The organism is Vibrio sp. 10N.247.310.23, from assembly GCF_041467155.1.
GTDB classification, from domain to species: domain Bacteria; phylum Pseudomonadota; class Gammaproteobacteria; order Enterobacterales; family Vibrionaceae; genus Vibrio; species Vibrio crassostreae_C.
Genome location: NZ_JBFSTZ010000022.1, coordinates 56,460 through 73,156, shown reverse-complemented (window position 1 = coordinate 73,156; position 16,697 = coordinate 56,460). Strand labels below are relative to the sequence as shown.

The 16,697-nt window shown below is 44.0% G+C and carries 14 protein-coding genes; all 14 read left to right on the top strand.

Annotation, left to right across the window (positions count from 1 at the left end; translation table 11 throughout):
* The 14 genes from AB6D93_RS16770 to AB6D93_RS16705 all read left to right on the top strand — a co-directional run bounded on the left by AB6D93_RS16770 (position 1) and on the right by AB6D93_RS16705 (position 16,629).
* Positions 1-456 carry a hypothetical protein gene (locus tag AB6D93_RS16770; RefSeq protein WP_017068728.1) on the top strand — a complete coding sequence of 152 codons (456 nt, stop codon included), beginning with the start codon at positions 1-3 and terminating at the stop codon, positions 454-456.
* Between the two features lie 79 nt (positions 457-535).
* Positions 536-1,111: a prepilin-type N-terminal cleavage/methylation domain-containing protein gene (locus AB6D93_RS16765; RefSeq protein ID WP_102332739.1), complete on the top strand. Its 576-nt coding sequence runs from the start codon at positions 536-538 to the stop codon at positions 1,109-1,111.
* 35 nt (positions 1,112-1,146) lie between these two features.
* Positions 1,147-1,617, top strand: a complete 471-nt coding sequence (locus AB6D93_RS16760; protein ID WP_102332740.1) for a prepilin-type N-terminal cleavage/methylation domain-containing protein — start codon at positions 1,147-1,149, stop codon at positions 1,615-1,617.
* Positions 1,618-1,769: 152 nt separating this feature from the next.
* Positions 1,770-2,267, top strand: a complete 498-nt coding sequence (locus tag AB6D93_RS16755; protein WP_102332741.1) for a type II secretion system protein — start codon at positions 1,770-1,772, stop codon at positions 2,265-2,267.
* On the top strand, positions 2,264-2,626 hold the full coding sequence (locus tag AB6D93_RS16750; RefSeq protein WP_102332742.1) for a prepilin-type N-terminal cleavage/methylation domain-containing protein: 363 nt from the start codon (positions 2,264-2,266) through the stop codon (positions 2,624-2,626). Before AB6D93_RS16755 ends, AB6D93_RS16750 begins: the two co-directional genes overlap by 4 nt.
* Positions 2,626-3,348, top strand: a complete 723-nt coding sequence (locus AB6D93_RS16745; RefSeq protein ID WP_102332743.1) for a PilW family protein — start codon at positions 2,626-2,628, stop codon at positions 3,346-3,348. Before AB6D93_RS16750 ends, AB6D93_RS16745 begins: the two co-directional genes overlap by 1 nt.
* Positions 3,338-3,799, top strand: coding sequence for an MSHA biogenesis protein MshP (locus tag AB6D93_RS16740; RefSeq protein ID WP_102332744.1), 462 nt, complete (start codon positions 3,338-3,340; stop codon positions 3,797-3,799). Before AB6D93_RS16745 ends, AB6D93_RS16740 begins: the two co-directional genes overlap by 11 nt.
* Positions 3,796-7,968, top strand: coding sequence for a DUF6701 domain-containing protein (locus AB6D93_RS16735; protein ID WP_102332745.1), 4,173 nt, complete (start codon positions 3,796-3,798; stop codon positions 7,966-7,968). The genes AB6D93_RS16740 and AB6D93_RS16735 overlap by 4 nt, the downstream gene beginning before the upstream one ends.
* Before the next feature lie 150 nt (positions 7,969-8,118).
* The gene (locus tag AB6D93_RS16730; RefSeq protein ID WP_017062957.1) at positions 8,119-9,162 is read left to right on the top strand and encodes a rod shape-determining protein; all 1,044 of its coding nucleotides are present in this window, start codon (positions 8,119-8,121) and stop codon (positions 9,160-9,162) included.
* A 94-nt stretch (positions 9,163-9,256) separates the two neighbouring features.
* Positions 9,257-10,144, top strand: coding sequence for a rod shape-determining protein MreC (gene mreC, locus AB6D93_RS16725; protein WP_004735927.1), 888 nt, complete (start codon positions 9,257-9,259; stop codon positions 10,142-10,144).
* Positions 10,134-10,622: a rod shape-determining protein MreD gene (mreD, locus tag AB6D93_RS16720; RefSeq protein WP_017061361.1), complete on the top strand. Its 489-nt coding sequence runs from the start codon at positions 10,134-10,136 to the stop codon at positions 10,620-10,622. The genes mreC and mreD overlap by 11 nt, the downstream gene beginning before the upstream one ends.
* A gap of 7 nt (positions 10,623-10,629) precedes the next feature.
* Complete coding sequence (locus AB6D93_RS16715) at positions 10,630-11,253, top strand: nucleoside triphosphate pyrophosphatase (RefSeq protein WP_017062955.1); 624 nt, start codon at positions 10,630-10,632, stop codon at positions 11,251-11,253.
* Positions 11,254-11,273: 20 nt separating this feature from the next.
* A complete protein-coding gene (gene rng, locus AB6D93_RS16710; RefSeq protein ID WP_017061363.1) occupies positions 11,274-12,743 on the top strand; it encodes a ribonuclease G in 1,470 nt (489 codons plus the stop codon).
* Between the two features lie 10 nt (positions 12,744-12,753).
* Positions 12,754-16,629 carry a YhdP family protein gene (locus AB6D93_RS16705; RefSeq protein ID WP_102332746.1) on the top strand — a complete coding sequence of 1,292 codons (3,876 nt, stop codon included), beginning with the start codon at positions 12,754-12,756 and terminating at the stop codon, positions 16,627-16,629.
* Positions 16,630-16,697: the final 68 nt, after the last annotated feature.

The window sequence follows — 16,697 nt, the reverse complement described above, 5'->3', positions numbered from 1 at the left end:
ATGCTAAATAACCTACAACGCTCACGTTTTGTTATTTGGACAGTGGTTATTCTTTTTCTTATTGTCGGTGTGCTTTCGGCATTCAAAACGGTAGAAGAGGAAGCGACTAACACGGCATTTATCGTCGCGAGCAAGCGGATTTTGGAGCAAGCCAATTTGTTCAAACAGCAGTATTTGTTATCGGGTGCTGGGCAAGAAGAAGGCTCGGAACCCCCAAAGATCTACAGCAGAACTGGGTGGGTAATGCCTATCCAAGGTACGGAGCGAGACTGTAATTATTGGCTGGATCAATTATATCCTCAAGGGAGCATTTTAGGGCTAAGCTCTCCAAGAGTTGAAGATAAAAGTGACAACAGACACTTTCACTGTAGTTATCATTATACTGATAAATATCAGGTAGATATATTACTTGAAAGAGAAAGGTTTAGTGTAAAAGCCAATATTTTGGCTTTGTGAAAATATTGACAGTTTTAGTATGGTTTTATACGTGCGCGAATGTATAATGCGCGTTAATAATTAGATGAGTAGGTAGAAAATGCTTAAGAATCAAAAGGGTTTCTCCCTTGTCGAATTAGTGATAGTGATCGTAGTTGTTGGTTTATTGGCGGTCGCTGCGTTGCCTCGTTTTCTTGATGTGACGGATGAAGCCAAGAAATCCAGTATTGAAGGTGTCGCTGGTGGCTTTGCAACGGCTGTTTTGTCAGCAAGAGCACAATGGGAAGCGGAAGCAAGGCCGTCAGAGAAGATAGGTGTTGAAACATACAATACTGTAAACTATGATGGTGTTGATTTTTGGTTAACAAGATCAAAAAACAGTAACAACGTCGAGACCGACTTTCGTGATGGCTATCCGTGGACTCTGAACAATAATTCGAGCACTGCTCCACAAGATATTTCAGACCAAACATGTTCTGAGTTGATGGAAAACTTGCTGCAAAATCCACCTAAAGTAGGTGCGGTTTCAGATGTCGCTAATGACTCAAATTACAAATATTCAGCGCAAGCGAATTCAGGTGATGCAACCTGTACTTACGTTCAATTAGAAGGTAGTACAGAACATGAATTTGTTTACGAAATTAAAACTGGTCGTGTGACCGTAACTTTGCAGTAAGTCTGCGTAAAATTAAACATAGAGAGAGCTAAACTATGAAAAGACAAGGCGGTTTCACCCTAATCGAACTAGTGGTTGTAATTGTTATTCTAGGTATTCTTGCTGTAACTGCGGCACCACGCTTCCTAAACCTGCAAGATGATGCTCGTGAGTCTTCACTCCAAGGTCTAAAAGGTGCAATTGATGGTGCTGCTGGTATTACTTACGGTAAAGCTGCTGTTGAGGGATTAGAAGCTATTTCTTCAGGACAAAACGTCGAAGGCATTGATATTGCCTTCGGTTACCCAACTGCAACATCTACAGGTATTGGAGCTGCTGTTGTTGGCCTAAATGATGACTGGGAAGACGTTACTAGTGGTGGTTCAGGTACTATCTCATTCAGCTTTTCTGGAGCAGATGTTGGTGAAGATGAGTGTATCGTTACTTATACTCAAGCAACAGGAACAACTGCTGATACAGCTGCATCTACATCAGTGACTCTTGGTGCTGGTTGTAATGGTAACTAAATAGCTTGCTACGGTAAGCTAGAGGTCGGCATTTGCCGGCCTTTTTTATTTTAGGAATAAACTAATAAATCTCTAATATTCACAATAGATATATTCATTGTTTTTTTTCTATCTTGTAATGTAGAGCTGCGATTGAGCTACTTAGGATGTATATGGACATAAAGCCAAACAAAGGTTTCACTCTTGTTGAATTGATCGTAGTGATTCTTTTACTTGCTATTATTTCAGCGACAGCTATTAGCCGGTTTGGAGGTCGCCAAGTCTACGAATTGTATGCTCTTCAAGAACAGACATCTTCTGTCATCCGACAAATTCAGCTCAATCGAATGCAATCCAATATGGATATGTCTGTGTCAGGTGCTGAAAGCTTACGTTTAGTAGCTGCGAACAATTGTATCGGTTCGAAATCTGCTTGTGATAACACATCTGAAACAAGAAGTGATGTTATCGTTAGTGATGATTATAGTTTCGCGTCTGTACCTTCCTCTAATTACTCTTCGCCAATCGAATTCAGCCTTTTAGGTAATCCTGAAAATACCGCCTCATCTGGTGTTCAAATTACGATTTTATCCAATAATAGTTCAGACAGAGCTTGGGTTTGTGTTAACTCTCAAGGTTTTGTTTATCCAAGTAATCAGGTATGCCCATGAAGTACGTAAATAGTGGCTTTACGCTTATCGAGTCGATCATTGTTATTGTACTACTTGGTTTTGCAATGCTCGCATTTTCTACTTTTCTTGCACCACAATCTGCGCTTTCAGGGCAAGTAAATTATTCCAACCGAGCTTCGGCATTAGGTCAAAGTATTATGACCGATCTGTTAGCTCGAGATTACGGAACGGTGAGCTCAGGTACTCCAATTGAACTCGGCAGCACTTATACTAATTTTGATGTGGATTTGGTTGTTGCCAACGATACCCCAACTGCTTCGATGCAGAAATTTACCTTAACAATTACCGCAAGCAATAATCCTCCTATCACTTTAGTTGCTTATAAAGGGGAGTATTAATGAAAGGGAAAGGGTTTACGCTTATAGAGATGATTTTAGCTATTGTCATCTCAAGTATCGTTTTGCTTGGTGTCGCGAATTTTACTGAACTCGGTATGAGAAGCTATTTTGGCTCTGTAGAGCGCTTTCGGCTACAAACCGAAGCTAGGTTTGTACTGGAAAAGCTTTCGCGTGAAGTGAGGCATGCTGTACCTAATCTGTTTCCTGCTTCTGTAAGTAGCGGTTGCGTATCATTTTATCCAATTGTTGATTCAGGTTTTTACGCTACCTCGGGGGCAGACATTAACTTTCTAGTTAGTGATACTGGAGCGACAAGTAGTTCATTACAATCTATGTCATTGGTTATAAATCCGACTAGACCACATACGGATATCAACAACCTAAATAATGTATACCCTCTTGATAGTGTGGTTCCTCCGAGCGTATCTGCTGCATACTTTTCTATTCCAAATGGAGCTAACACTCTTGTCAGTGAATCTGTAGGTAAAAGGCACTACATTTTTGACTCAAATAACCTTGTGGAGTATTGCCTTGCGAATAGTAATTTACTAACTCGTAATGGTGTCACAATAAGCGATCGAGTTATGAGTGAGAATAGCACTCTGAGTTATCAACCTGCGGATGTTCAGAGTAACGGTGTTGTTGAGTTGATTCTCGAGTTTGCAGAAAATAATGAGTCCACAGTGTTTGAGCTAGATATACAGGTGATTAATGTCCCGTAAATCAACCCAAAAAGGTAGTGCGTTAGTCATTGTCATCTTTGTTATCGTGGTGCTTGGTTTCTTAGCGACAAGTTTGAGTCGAACGAGTTGGTCTGATAATGATTCAAACACTCGAGTTGTACTTGGCACACAAGCTTGGTTGCTCAGTCACTCTGTTAATGAATATGTTATGACTCAGTTTTATCCGGATCCTGATCCTCAGGCTTCTTCTGCTGTTGCTAGTGTTTGTAGCAGCAATGATCTCCAACCCGGAGGTGGGGTTTTTACGGTAGCAAGCTCTATTGTTGATACGGCTTCGGTGAATTGCTCTCTTGAGCGAGTGCAGTGTTCCAATCGAGGAGAGCTTGATGGCTTTGTTTTCTATGTTCTAGAGTCTTCGGTAATTTGCGGTTCTGGTGTGAGCCAAGTGCAACGTAATCAAGAAGTGTGGGTGAAGGAGTCAATACGATGAAAGCATGTAGATATATTTTAGTTGCCTGTTTCTGCCTATTCCCTTTGATCGCGACAGCGTCGACTTGTAACGTAGATCCGAGCGGTGAATTTAAAATATCATTTAATATCAATTCCGCCCAGCTTGTTGAATCTGTGTTTGCAGAGCAAGAGCCCGGAAATAACCGCCCGGAATACACCATCTGGACCAATGATATTAATGAGCCTACGGTGGGAGATACGCCCTTTATTCGCGATCCTCGTTACATGGTTGGTGGGGGAGACTATAGTGTTCAACTGATTTATCAGCCGGGAGCGGGAAATGATGCCGGAACCGCAGACTACTACGTTGACGATGGGCAGGGTTTTACTTTTTTAGGCAATTACCCCGCAGACTTTAAAGGTATTCACCCGCAAAGCGTCGATATTAATAGTGGGGACAGTACTGAACTAGAATGTGACAGCTCGGATATCGAGCCACCGCCGGTTTATTCAAACGATGCTCAGTATGAATTTGGTATCGTTCAGTGCTCTGGTGGAGAATGTAAGATCCCACTGACTCAGTCTTATACCAACACGCCACTGGTGTTTGTGATGCCAACCATTGATTCAAGTGCCCCTGACGCGGATGCTCCTGCAACGTTAATGGTTACCGAGGTAAGCAAAACCGAAGCGACCATCAAGCAGATTAAGGCGCCAAAGAATGGCGGTGGTTCAGATTTAGATAGCCAACCGATAACAGAAGTCAGTTACCTTGCGATTGAGCCCGGTGTGGCCGATTTTAATGGCCATGAAGTCATAGCGGGTTATTTGAACACCAATGCAGCCAGTGCTAAATCAGGCTCAAATAGTAATGATAGAGTCCTTTATAGCGATTTTGGCGGAGCTGGCTTTTCTTCTAATCCGGTGGTATTGCATCAAATTCAAACTCGAAATAACAATGATAAATGGATGACCTCTGGCAAGGTTAGGCGAACCGATGAAACGTCATACATTGATTTGTTTTTGGAGCTAAGTGCTTCTCACCGCAGTAACGATGATTATGACGATGAGAAGATCGCGTTTTTAGCGACGTTAGCCACCAATACTAACCTTGATGTTGATGGTTTTAAGGTTCAATTTGCAAGAGGGTATGATACGCCAAGTCAAAGCGGTAATGACCCAATGTTGGATGGCTGTGAGGATAAGTATGCTACCACCTCTCTAACGAATATTGACGGGATCATAGCTAATAAACAAGAGAGGGCTGGTGGACACGGAGGCTGGCTACGTCGATGTAACATTAACACGAACCAAGTTAGCTTTGTTGTAGATGAGGACTTTAGAGACCGCACGCATATTCCGGAAGAAGTGGGTTACTTTGCTTTTGAAATGGAAGATGTTCCATTAGATATATGTGATGTTGCTCCATATGTGGTTCAGTCTTGGGGGGATAATAGTAGCTTATTATGGACTTCAAATACGGCCTCGATTCAGATTGAAGGTACCTACCAGTCTAGTGGGCAAGTAGGCATATGGGTTGACCCGACAAACCCAACCGTTAACCCAAAGACACAATGTGATGGCAACGAGTGTGTAGAGAACTCATCGCTATATATAACTGAGCCTAATATTGTCGATCTAGATTTACCAACAGGTCAAAATGTGGATGCCGGTTGGCAAGAAATCAACTTGGTTAGCGGTAAGTATAATACAGTATCCGCTGGAGGTTCAGGTACGATTAACTTGACTGGGGATACCTATTATATTGAGCATTTGATTGTAGGTGCTAGCGGTAAAATAATATTATCTCAAAATACTAAGATCTATGTGAATAGTTTTGAATTGTCAGGCGGGGGGCAAGTTATTAATAATAGCTTCAAACTGTCTATATGGGCTGAGAATTATAAAGGTAGCAATGCGTTAGTTCAGGTGGAAAGGAACTTGAATGCGCTAATTTTTAGTCGCGATAAAGTCCTTGTTACTGGTGGCAACGGTCTTATAAATGGTCGAGTAACAGCGAAAAATATAGAATTACGACCTGATGGGAAAATTATTGATGATGGTCAGTTTTGTCCTGTGCAACCATCAGATTATCAATTGGATCTGACACCTAATAAAGATTTCTCTTTATTGTGTGAAACTCCACAAGTGACGGTCATCATAACTGATTCTCAAGGGAATCCAGCCACGGAGCAAGTTGAAGTTTATATTACGACACCTGCTGGCATAATTGTTGATAGTGTTATTGAGGGGCGCCATAACGGTGGTAATTCTTATTCGACAAATTCATCTGGGATATTAACGCTCGGTTTAGATGCTGAATCAATTGGGACTTATAAAATTGAGGCTGAATTGGCGTCAGATTCCAATCAAAGTGACTCTGGCGACTTTTTAGTATCGCTATACAAATTTGAAGCGAGCGATATATATGCTGTAGCCGGTCTGGCTGCGAGCTTTGACCTGAAAGCTTTGGCTTGTAAAGATGATACGGCAACACCTGTTTTAGGTTATCTAGGGGATAAAACTCTCAATGTCTCGGACTTTTCATTGGTGCACCCCACTTCTGCCCAGGGAGCCGTTGATGGAAACTTATTGGTAAAAAGTAAGAGCGATTGGAGCGATACTTCGGTAATTTTTGAATTTGATAGTTCCGCTCAAACTACAGGTTCCGTTATTTACAGTGAAGCGGGTAAGGTTAGCTTCAAACTTTCGGACCCTACTTTTGAATGTCCAACGGGGTATGATTGTGAAGATAATGATGGTGACAGTTGGGATTCGTTAGAAGGTATCGTTGAGGTCTATGTCAGACCTTGGCAATTTGCAATCTGTACAAACAACAGTTCTGATGGCAACAGCAGTGGTGGGAATGCGTTTGTTGCAGCAGGGGAAGAGTTTGACGTGTTTGCTAAACCAATTCGATTTTCGAGTAACGCTAACCCTTCGTGTAACAATAGCTTAGTAACACAAAACTATTTGCTGTCCTCTGGTGCTGTCGTTGCAACTCATACTCTGGATACACCTAGCAATAATGGTGCAGTGCTTGGTAGCTTAGAGCCTGGCAGCCAATTGACTCAGTCTAGTTCCGATATTAGTCCTAATGATAATGGTTATAAATTCAAAAGTTTAAAGTATTCAGAAGTTGGTAGTATAAATTTTGAAGTGACTGAAGATTCGAGCAGCTTTTACGGCAAGATTCTTGGTGGATTTTCTGGAAGTAAATCAATTGGCCGCTTCTATCCGAAGTACTTCCTGCAAGAGAACCCTGAATGGAATGTCGCGAATCAAAACGACATTGCTTATTTGAGTCAACCTTATGACTCTACAGTTCACCAAGTATATCCAATGGCATCAGGTGAAGGTGAAGGTGATACGGATAATGCGCTTAATAATTACCGATTCTTTAATACAGAACTACAAGCAAAGTTTGGTGTTCTAGATGATAGCAATATAGATAACGGCTTCTTGCTAGATACGGATGCTGGGTCTTGGTCTAATGATCGTAAGCATTGGTTGTTGAACGATAGTGCCTCTGTTCTTCAGCGAGTTACGGATTCAGATGACGTTAGCCGCAGAGATGCACCGTTTAATACTTCAGATGCTAACTCCACTATTACCCACTTTGGCTTGACCGTTGCAGGAGTTGATCCTGTTTCATTTACTGACTCTGATATTTTGACTGATTCTGTCGAGTTTCCGGTCCAGCCTCCAGCTCGTTATGGCCGAATGGCGCTTGATGATATTGGTGGTAATTCCGGTACTACTCTAACTATTCCGCTGCGAACTGAGTTCTGGGATGGCAGCGAGTTTATTGTTAACGAGGATGATGACCACAGTACCTTCAATGGGGCTAATACTTGTAAACAAGTTATTTGGCACAGTGAAGGGGCGGCAACCACTTTAGTTTCACTTAGCGGTAGTGGAAATGTGGATGATGGAGAAGAAGAGGTCACAGCAAATCAAAATACGCCAGCAGGAACAGACGCGCCACGTGAGCAAGTTCGTCTGTGGTTAAGAATGGATGACTCTGAGCCTGATAGCGATGGCGGAAATAACATCTCATGTAGTGGCAGTGATCAAGATCAACCATGGCTACGTTACAACTGGCGCCAACTGGGTGATGAAGATCCATCCACCGTCGTCACATTTGGTATCTACCGTGGTAACGATCGTGTGATCTACCGAGGTGAAAGTGGCTTAACAGGTCAGTAATAATATAATTTTTGCCCCTTAAGTTAGGAATCTGTAAGAAATTGCGGGTTTCAGTCCATGTTTGTACTTCAATGCCTTGCCGTAACAGCAAGGCATTGGTACATTTAGTGCAATTTTTGTCTTCTAATTCTTGCAGGATGAGCGAAGAATATGTTTAAAAAACTTCGTGGCATGTTTTCAAACGACCTATCGATTGATTTAGGTACAGCCAATACCCTTATTTATGTAAAAGGCCAAGGCATTGTTCTTGATGAGCCTTCAGTTGTAGCTATTCGCCAAGATCGTGCGGGTTCTGCAAAGAGTGTCGCTGCTGTTGGCCACGCTGCTAAGCAAATGCTTGGTCGTACGCCTGGTAACATCTCAGCGATCCGTCCAATGAAAGACGGTGTAATTGCCGACTTTTACGTAACGGAAAAAATGCTTCAGCACTTCATCAAACAAGTGCATGACAACAGTGTGCTTAAACCAAGTCCTCGTGTTTTGGTTTGTGTACCTTGTGGTTCAACACAGGTTGAGCGTCGTGCTATCCGTGAATCAGCGTTAGGTGCTGGTGCTCGTGAGGTTTACCTAATCGATGAGCCTATGGCTGCTGCGATTGGTGCTGGCCTACGTGTATCTGAACCAACAGGTTCAATGGTTGTTGATATCGGTGGTGGTACTACTGAAGTTGCGGTTATCTCACTGAACGGTGTGGTTTACTCGTCTTCTGTTCGCATTGGTGGTGACCGTTTTGATGAAGCGATCATCAACTACGTTCGTCGTAACTACGGCAGCTTGATCGGTGAAGCGACAGCAGAGAAGATCAAACACGAAATCGGTTCAGCTTACCCTGGCGATGAAGTCGAAGAGATCGAAGTACGTGGTCGTAACCTTGCTGAAGGTGTGCCTCGTAGCTTTAGCCTAAACTCAAACGAAATCCTTGAAGCACTTCAAGAACCTCTATCTGGCATCGTATCTGCAGTCATGGTTGCACTTGAACAGTGTCCACCAGAGCTGGCTTCTGATATCTCAGAAAACGGTATGGTACTAACAGGTGGTGGTGCACTGCTTAAAGACCTTGATCGCCTGTTAACAGAAGAAACAGGTATCCCTGTTGTTGTTGCAGAAGAGCCATTAACGTGTGTTGCTCTAGGTGGCGGTAAAGCTCTAGAGATGATCGACATGCACGGCGGCGATCTGTTCAGCGAAGAATAATATCTAGTGTTAGGCTCTTTTCTTATCTAGTTTTATGTAAAGAGCCTAGGACCTTGTCTATAGGATCAAATGTAGCTCTAGGACCAAATATAGAATGAAGCCAATTTTTGGTAGAGGTCCCTCTCTACAATTGCGCCTGTTTTTTGCTGTAATTTTATCAGCCAGCCTTATGCTGGCTGATAGTCGTTTAGATGCTTTCTCAAATGTTCGCTATCTATTAAACAGCATGGTTGCGCCTATTCAATATGCAGCCAACTTGCCTCGCACTATGTTCGATGGTGTTTACGACCGTTTTAGCACTCGCAAAGGGTTAATTGAATCCAACCATAATATTAAACGAGAAGTCTTGCGTCTGAAGAGCGAGCTGATTCTGCTTGAGCAATATCAAGAAGAAAACAAGCGCCTTCGTAAGCTGTTGGGGTCTCCGTTTATCCGTGATGAGAAGAAAGTCGTCACAGAAGTTATGGCGGTAGACACTTCACCATATCGCCATCAAGTCGTGATCGACAAAGGTCAGATTGATGGGGTGTATGAAGGTCAGCCGGTGATCAACGAAAAAGGCATTGTCGGCCAAGTCACTTTCGTTGCTGCTCATAATAGTCGTGTATTACTACTCACTGATGCAAACAATGCGATTCCTGTTCAGGTTATTCGTAATGACATCCGTGTGATTGCTTCGGGCAATGGCATGATTGATGAGATCCAGCTAGAGCACATTCCAACCAGTACCGATATACAAGAAGAAGATCTGTTGGTGACATCAGGTCTTGGTGGGGTATATCCAGAAGGTTATCCAGTCGCCTATGTTACGGCCGTTGATTACGACCCGAAACGTGAGTTCGCTGTGATTAAAGCAGAGCCTGTGGTTGAGTTCGATAAGCTCAGATACCTGCTGCTTGTATGGCCTGATGAAAACAAACAGATGCAAGCGGATCAATCGAGCATAGAACAAGCATTGTTAGAGGGCGAAGATGGCCAATAGCGTTTTGAGAAGCAAGGTAGTAATTTTCTGCTCATTTTTAATAGCACTGATTCTGCAGACGATCCCTTGGCCTGGTAGCTTAGATTTATTTAGACCATCTTGGTTACTGCTGGTTACGTGTTACTGGGTTTTGGCTCTACCGCATCGTGTTAACGTGGGTAGTGCTTTGATTTTAGGCTTATTGTGGGACCTTTTGATCGGCTCTACTCTGGGTATTCGAGGCATGATGATGGCAATAGTGATGTACATTATTGCGATGAACTTCCTCGTCATTCGTAACATGGCGTTATGGCAGCAAGCGATGATCATTGCCGCGTTAACGGTCTTGTTTGAGGTGTTGATCTTCTTTGGTGAATATTTGATCCAAGATGTTGTTTTCAATCCGTTATCGTTATGGAGCGCATTGATAAACTGTATACTTTGGCCTTGGATGTTTTTATTAATGAGACGCGTGCGTCGCCATTGGCATGTGAGGTAGCGTGACGATGGAAAAGAAACATTTAGTTTTGGCATCCGGCTCTCCACGCCGCAAAGAATTGCTATCTCAACTCGGTTATGAGTTTTCTGTCCTCGTAACCGATGTTGAAGAGTGTAAACACGCTCAAGAAACCGCCGAAGAATATGTTAAGCGACTATCTTTAGATAAAGCTTTAGCTGCGTTGTCTTTATTAAAAGATAACCCTTCTGAAAGGCAGCATGTCGTTCCTAGTTCTGATACTGTAGATAATGGCTCTGATATAGTCGTTCTTGGTTCTGATACCGTCGTTGTTAGTCAAGGGCAAGTGCTTGAGAAACCCACCGATTTTGCTGACTCTAAGCGCATGCTTACTCAGTTAGCGAATGAACGTCACCAAGTGATGACGGCGGTTTCTGTGGTTTCAGAAGAAAAACAAAGAACAGAAATCATTATTACCGACGTATGGTTTAAACCCCTCAGTGAAAAAGAAATAGAACAATACTGGCAAACAGGGGAGCCATGCGATAAAGCCGGTAGCTATGGGATCCAAGGTTTGGGCGGACGCTTTGTTACCCGAATTGAAGGTAGTTATTACGCCGTTGTCGGCTTACCTTTATTTGAAACGGACCAGCTACTGCAAGAATTCTTATAATTACTAATCTGAGGTGCACCATGAGTGCTGAATTGTTGCTGAACGTGACCCCGAGTGAAACTCGTGTGGCCATGATTGAAGGGGGGGCTCTTCAAGAGATCCATGTCGAACGAGATGCTCGACGCGGTATCGTAGGAAATATCTATAAAGGACGTGTAAGCCGTGTTCTTCCGGGAATGCAGGCGGCTTTTGTGGATATAGGCCTTGAAAAAGCAGCTTTTTTACACGCCTCTGATATTGTTCCACACACTGAATGTGTTGCTGAAAATGAAAAGAAGCAGTTTCAAGTTCGTGACATTTCAGAGCTTGTTCGTCAAGGGCAAGACATTGTGGTGCAAGTGGTCAAAGATCCTCTTGGAACTAAAGGTGCCCGCCTAACCACGGATATCACTCTACCGTCTCGTTATCTGGTGTTTATGCCGGGCGCAAGTCATGTCGGCGTTTCCCAACGAATCGACAGCGAGTCTGAGCGTAACCGTCTTAAAAAAGTCGTGTCTCGTTACTGTGACGAACACGGTGGCTTCATCATCCGTACTGCGGCTGAAGGCGCTGACTCGAATGAACTTGCACAAGATGCCGCTTTCTTGAAGCGACTTTGGCTAAAGGTTCTTGAGCGTCGTGGCAAACACAAAGCGCGCACTCGCTTGTATGGTGAACTTTGTCTAAGCCAACGTATCTTGCGTGATTTTGTCGGTACTGAGCTGAGTAAGATTCAGGTCGATTCTCGTCTAGAGTATGAAAACCTAAAAGAGTTTACCTCTGAATACGTGCCAGAGCTGACAGACAAGCTTGAGCTGTATGAAGGTGATAAACCTATCTTTGATATGTACGATACCGAGAACGAAATTCAGCGTTCATTGGATCGTAAAGTCGAATTAAAGTCTGGTGGATATTTGATTATTGACCAAACTGAAGCGATGACCACGGTTGATATCAACACTGGCGCGTTTGTTGGTCGCCGTAATCTAGAAGAGACGATTTTCAACACCAATGTAGAAGCGACTCAAGCGATTGCTCGTCAGCTGCGTCTACGTAACTTAGGTGGCATCATCATTATCGACTTTATTGATATGTTGTCTGAGGAACATCGTAAGCGAGTACTAACTTCTTTAGAGGCTGCGCTCGACAAAGACCGTGTGAAAACCAATATTAATGGCTTCACGCAGCTTGGGTTGGTTGAGATGACTCGTAAACGTACTCGTGAAAGTATTGAGCATATCCTATGTTCGAGCTGTCCTGCTTGTGAAGGCCGCGGCAGTGTGAAGACAGTTGAAACCGTTTGTTATGAAATTCTTCGAGAGATCACGCGAGTGAATCGTGCGTACGACGCCGATAAATTTGTGGTCTATGCGGCAGCTGCCGTAGCTGAGGCGTTAGAGGGCGATGAATCTCATGCGCTTGCGGAGCTTGAAGTCTTTATTGGTAAGCAAGTTAAAATCCAGGCTGAGCCTCTGTACATACAAGAGCAGTTTGATGTTGTTATGATGTAATGGAAATTTTGTGAGCTCAAGCGTTACTCTGATTCTACGTGCATGTTTATGGTTAGTGGTTACTCTCTTAGTAACGCTAGCCATTGCCGTTACTACACTGCGTGTAGCCTTGCCCAATTTAAACAAGTATCAATCTGAAATTGAGCTTTGGGTAAACCAACACTCCGGTTTTGATTTTTCGATTCAAGATGTGGGCGGTTTTTGGCGTAACACTCACCCCTCTATTGCTCTGCAAGGCGTTAAAGCTAGCCTCCCCAATGCAGAAGATGTGACCTTCTCTGTTGAGCGTGTTGAAGTCGAGTTTGACTTGATTCAATCGCTCGTGCAGATGCGCCCGGTTGTGGCCGATCTAGTCATGAATCAAATGTATCTTGATATCCGCTCAATTGATCTGTTTGCCGGGCAAAATGGCAAAGACGAACCTACAGATCCCGAGTCTTCCAAGCGAGTGATACAAGAGCTCGATAATTTACTGCTAAAAACACTCGTCGATGTAACTGCAAAAGATTCTTCTATTCTTTATCACTCTGTTTCGGGTGAAGAACGTCAGCTCGATATAGAAACCTTAAAATGGCAAAATTCAGACAAACATCACCTTGCTGAAGGTGTGGTGAGTATCAAAGATGCCAATCTAAACTCTCTGTCAGTGAGTGCTAACTTTATTGATGGTGGGTCACTGACTGATGTGACTGGTGAGTTTTATGTCAGTGCCGACAGCATTTCTGTTAAGCCATGGCTTACGCATTATATGCAGGCGGAATCCGGCATTGAAACGGGTACTGTGAGCTTGAATAGTTGGCTTACGCTGCGAAATAGCAAGCCAGTGAGCGCTTATGTTGAGGTTTTACCCTCAGAACTGGCGTGGAACGAAGATGGCGAGCATGACCTCATGCTTGAGTCCGGTGTCTTTAAGTTGTCGCCGACTGATGATGGTTGGCAAGTAAATGGTCACTCACTAAACCTTAGAACGGATGACACACCTTGGCCGGAACTCGACGTAGCGTTCAAGTGGAATCAAGGTCCATGGCAACTCAACATTTCTGAGCTGGATATTGCGACTATTACTCCGTTGATTAAGCTGCTGCCTGACTCTGAACAATCAACCAAAATGATTAACGTATTGGCGCCGGGCGGCTCTGTTTCTGATATCCGTGTTTCCATGGGTTCGGGAATTGACAGTTTACGTTATTCAGCCAGTTTTTCTGATCTTGCTATCGAGCAGTGGGAACTAGTCCCAGGCTTTAGCCAAGTGTCTGGTAGTGTGTTTGGTTCGGCCTCGGAAGCGAAAGCTAGCCTGCATGTTATTGACGATGTGTTCCCTTATGGTGACGTATTCCAAGCGCCTTTGAATATCAAACAAGGTCAGGTTGATATTGTTTGGCAGCAAGATGAAAACGGCTGGAAGCTGTGGTCAGACAAAATCACAGCTGCCACCCCCGATTTACAAGTACTAGGCGCATTCCGCTTAGACTTCCCAAAAGATGCGAGCCCGTTTTTATCCTTCTACGGCGAAGCGGACGCTTACAATGTCGGTGAAACATGGCGCTACTTACCTACACTGGCTCTTGGGCAAGATCTAACAGACTACCTTTCAACTGCGATTCAAGCCGGTAAAGCGGATACCGTAAAACTGTTGTGGCATGGTGATTTGTCTCAATACCCATACACTAACCACGATGGTATTTTCCAGGTTTGGGTTGGCTTAGAAGATGCGAAATTCAGCTTTGATACCGCGTGGCCACTGATTACTGATCTTCAGCTTGATCTGTTGTTTGAAAATGATGCGATGCATCTGGATTCTCGCTCAGCTCAACTGATGGATGTGACGGCAGATCGAATCACAGGACGCATTCCTTATTTAGGGGAAGGCGGCCATATTGAAATTGAAGCTAAAGCGACGGCGTCTGGCAACGCAGTACGCGATTACATGACGTCTTCGCCACTGGTAGGTTCAGTAGGCGCAGCGTTAACCGCACTTCAAGTGAGTGGTGATGTCTCTTCTGAATTTCAGCTTAATATTCCGTTTGATTCTGAAAAAGAAGCAAGAGCATGGGGTTACGCCGACTTAAGTGGTAACCATGTTGAAATTGAAGCGCCGCCAATGGTGCTTGAGAACACCACGGGACGCATTGAATTTGATAATGATGTAGTGACGGCGAATGGCCTCGCTGCGGATCTACTTAACCAAGGTATCTCGCTTGATTTTAAAGGCCTGAATGATGGTCCTGGCTATGCCGTTGATATTGATGTGTTAGGTGATTGGGACGTAAAGCCTCTAGAACCTTACATTGGTGAGCAATGGTTAAGTCGCTTGTCAGGTCATGCGCAATGGCAAAGCCAGATTGATATCCAGCTTAATGATATCGGCTTTACCTACCAACTAGACTTACAGTCAGATCTAAAATACTTGGCGAGTGATTACCCGTACCCTTTGGAGAAAAAATCACTAGAAAGTGGCTCTGCAAGGCTACAGGCATCGGGTAACCAAGAGACGATTACCGCGCGCCTGCAATTGCCAAACACCAAGTACCAAGCTGAGATTGATATCACAGGCGACGTGCCTGAGTTAACGGCGACCAACTTAGTGCTTGGTCGCGGTGGCTATAAAATTAGCCCGGTTGTTGGCCATCACGCACTGATTCGTACAGACAAATTCAATGCCGATGATTGGTTATCGGTTGTGATGGAACCGGTAAAGCCTTCAACGGCTGTACTTAGCCAAATGAACACGCCAACCATTCCAGCGCCAAGCCGTATTACCTTTGAGAGTAAAGAGCTGATCTTGGGTGGTATCTCTTGGAATGACGTCGATTTTAGTGCTCGCAAGAACAAACAAGCGTGGCAAATGGAAGTGTCTAGCCAAGAGCTAGAAGGGGATATTAACTACCTGCCACCTTACGATTTGACGGTTTCACTGGATCGTCTGCACCTGTTTGTTCCTGAGTGGAGTGATAAGAACAATCAAGATCAGCAGTTGTTACAACGAAAAGAGCAAGCAGCGCCATTGATCTCGAAATTGGATAGAAAGATCCACGATGCTATGCCAAACCTGACCCTGACGTTGAACGACTTTTGGCTGCAAGGCTACAAGGTTGGTAAGGTCGATGTTGAAATGACGAGGAACGAAGACCGTATTGAGTGGAACAAAATCCAGGTTCGAAGCGGCGGCAACAAAGCGGATGTGAGTGGCTGGTGGGAACTGCAAGGTGACAAGAGTCATTCATCATTAACCGTTGATGTTGAAGGTGAAAACAACAGCGAACTCATGGAGCGCTTTGGTATTACTTCCGGGATTCAAAAAGCCCCATTCGCGTTGGAAGGTCAATTAAATTGGGATGGTTCGCCTTGGGGGATCAAAATGGATACCCTTGATGGCAACGTTAAAACTAAGTTTGGTAAAGGCATTATCTCGGATGTGAGCGGCGCTGCTCGATTGCTTGGTCTGTTTAGCCTAGATTCAATCATTCGTAAGATGCAGCTCGATTTCTCAGACGTGTTTGATAAAGGTATGGCCTTCAACAGCATCACCGGAACGGGCGAGATTCAAAATGGTATCTTCCTGACCAATGATCTGAACATGGATGCGGTCGCAGGTGAGATGAAAATCAAAGGTATCGCTAACCTCAACACGCGTCAGGTTGATGCTGAGGTGAACTTTACCCCAGATATTACCTCGGGTATTCCCGTATTAACGGCCTTTGCGGTAACCCCTCAAACGGCGCTGTACGTATTGGCGGTGACCACGGTTATCTCGCCAGTTGTGGAAGTCTTTACCCAAGTAAATTATTCGGTGAAAGGACCATTGGATTCACCAACGGTGAGCGAACTTTCTCGTAGCTCTGGCGAGTTTCAGCTGCCAGAGAAGCTGAGAAAATTAGCCGAATAGGCCTTAAATTAGCCGAAAAGACCTTATGCCCGAGTCAGCGAATATACGGTGAAATGCTGATTTCTGAA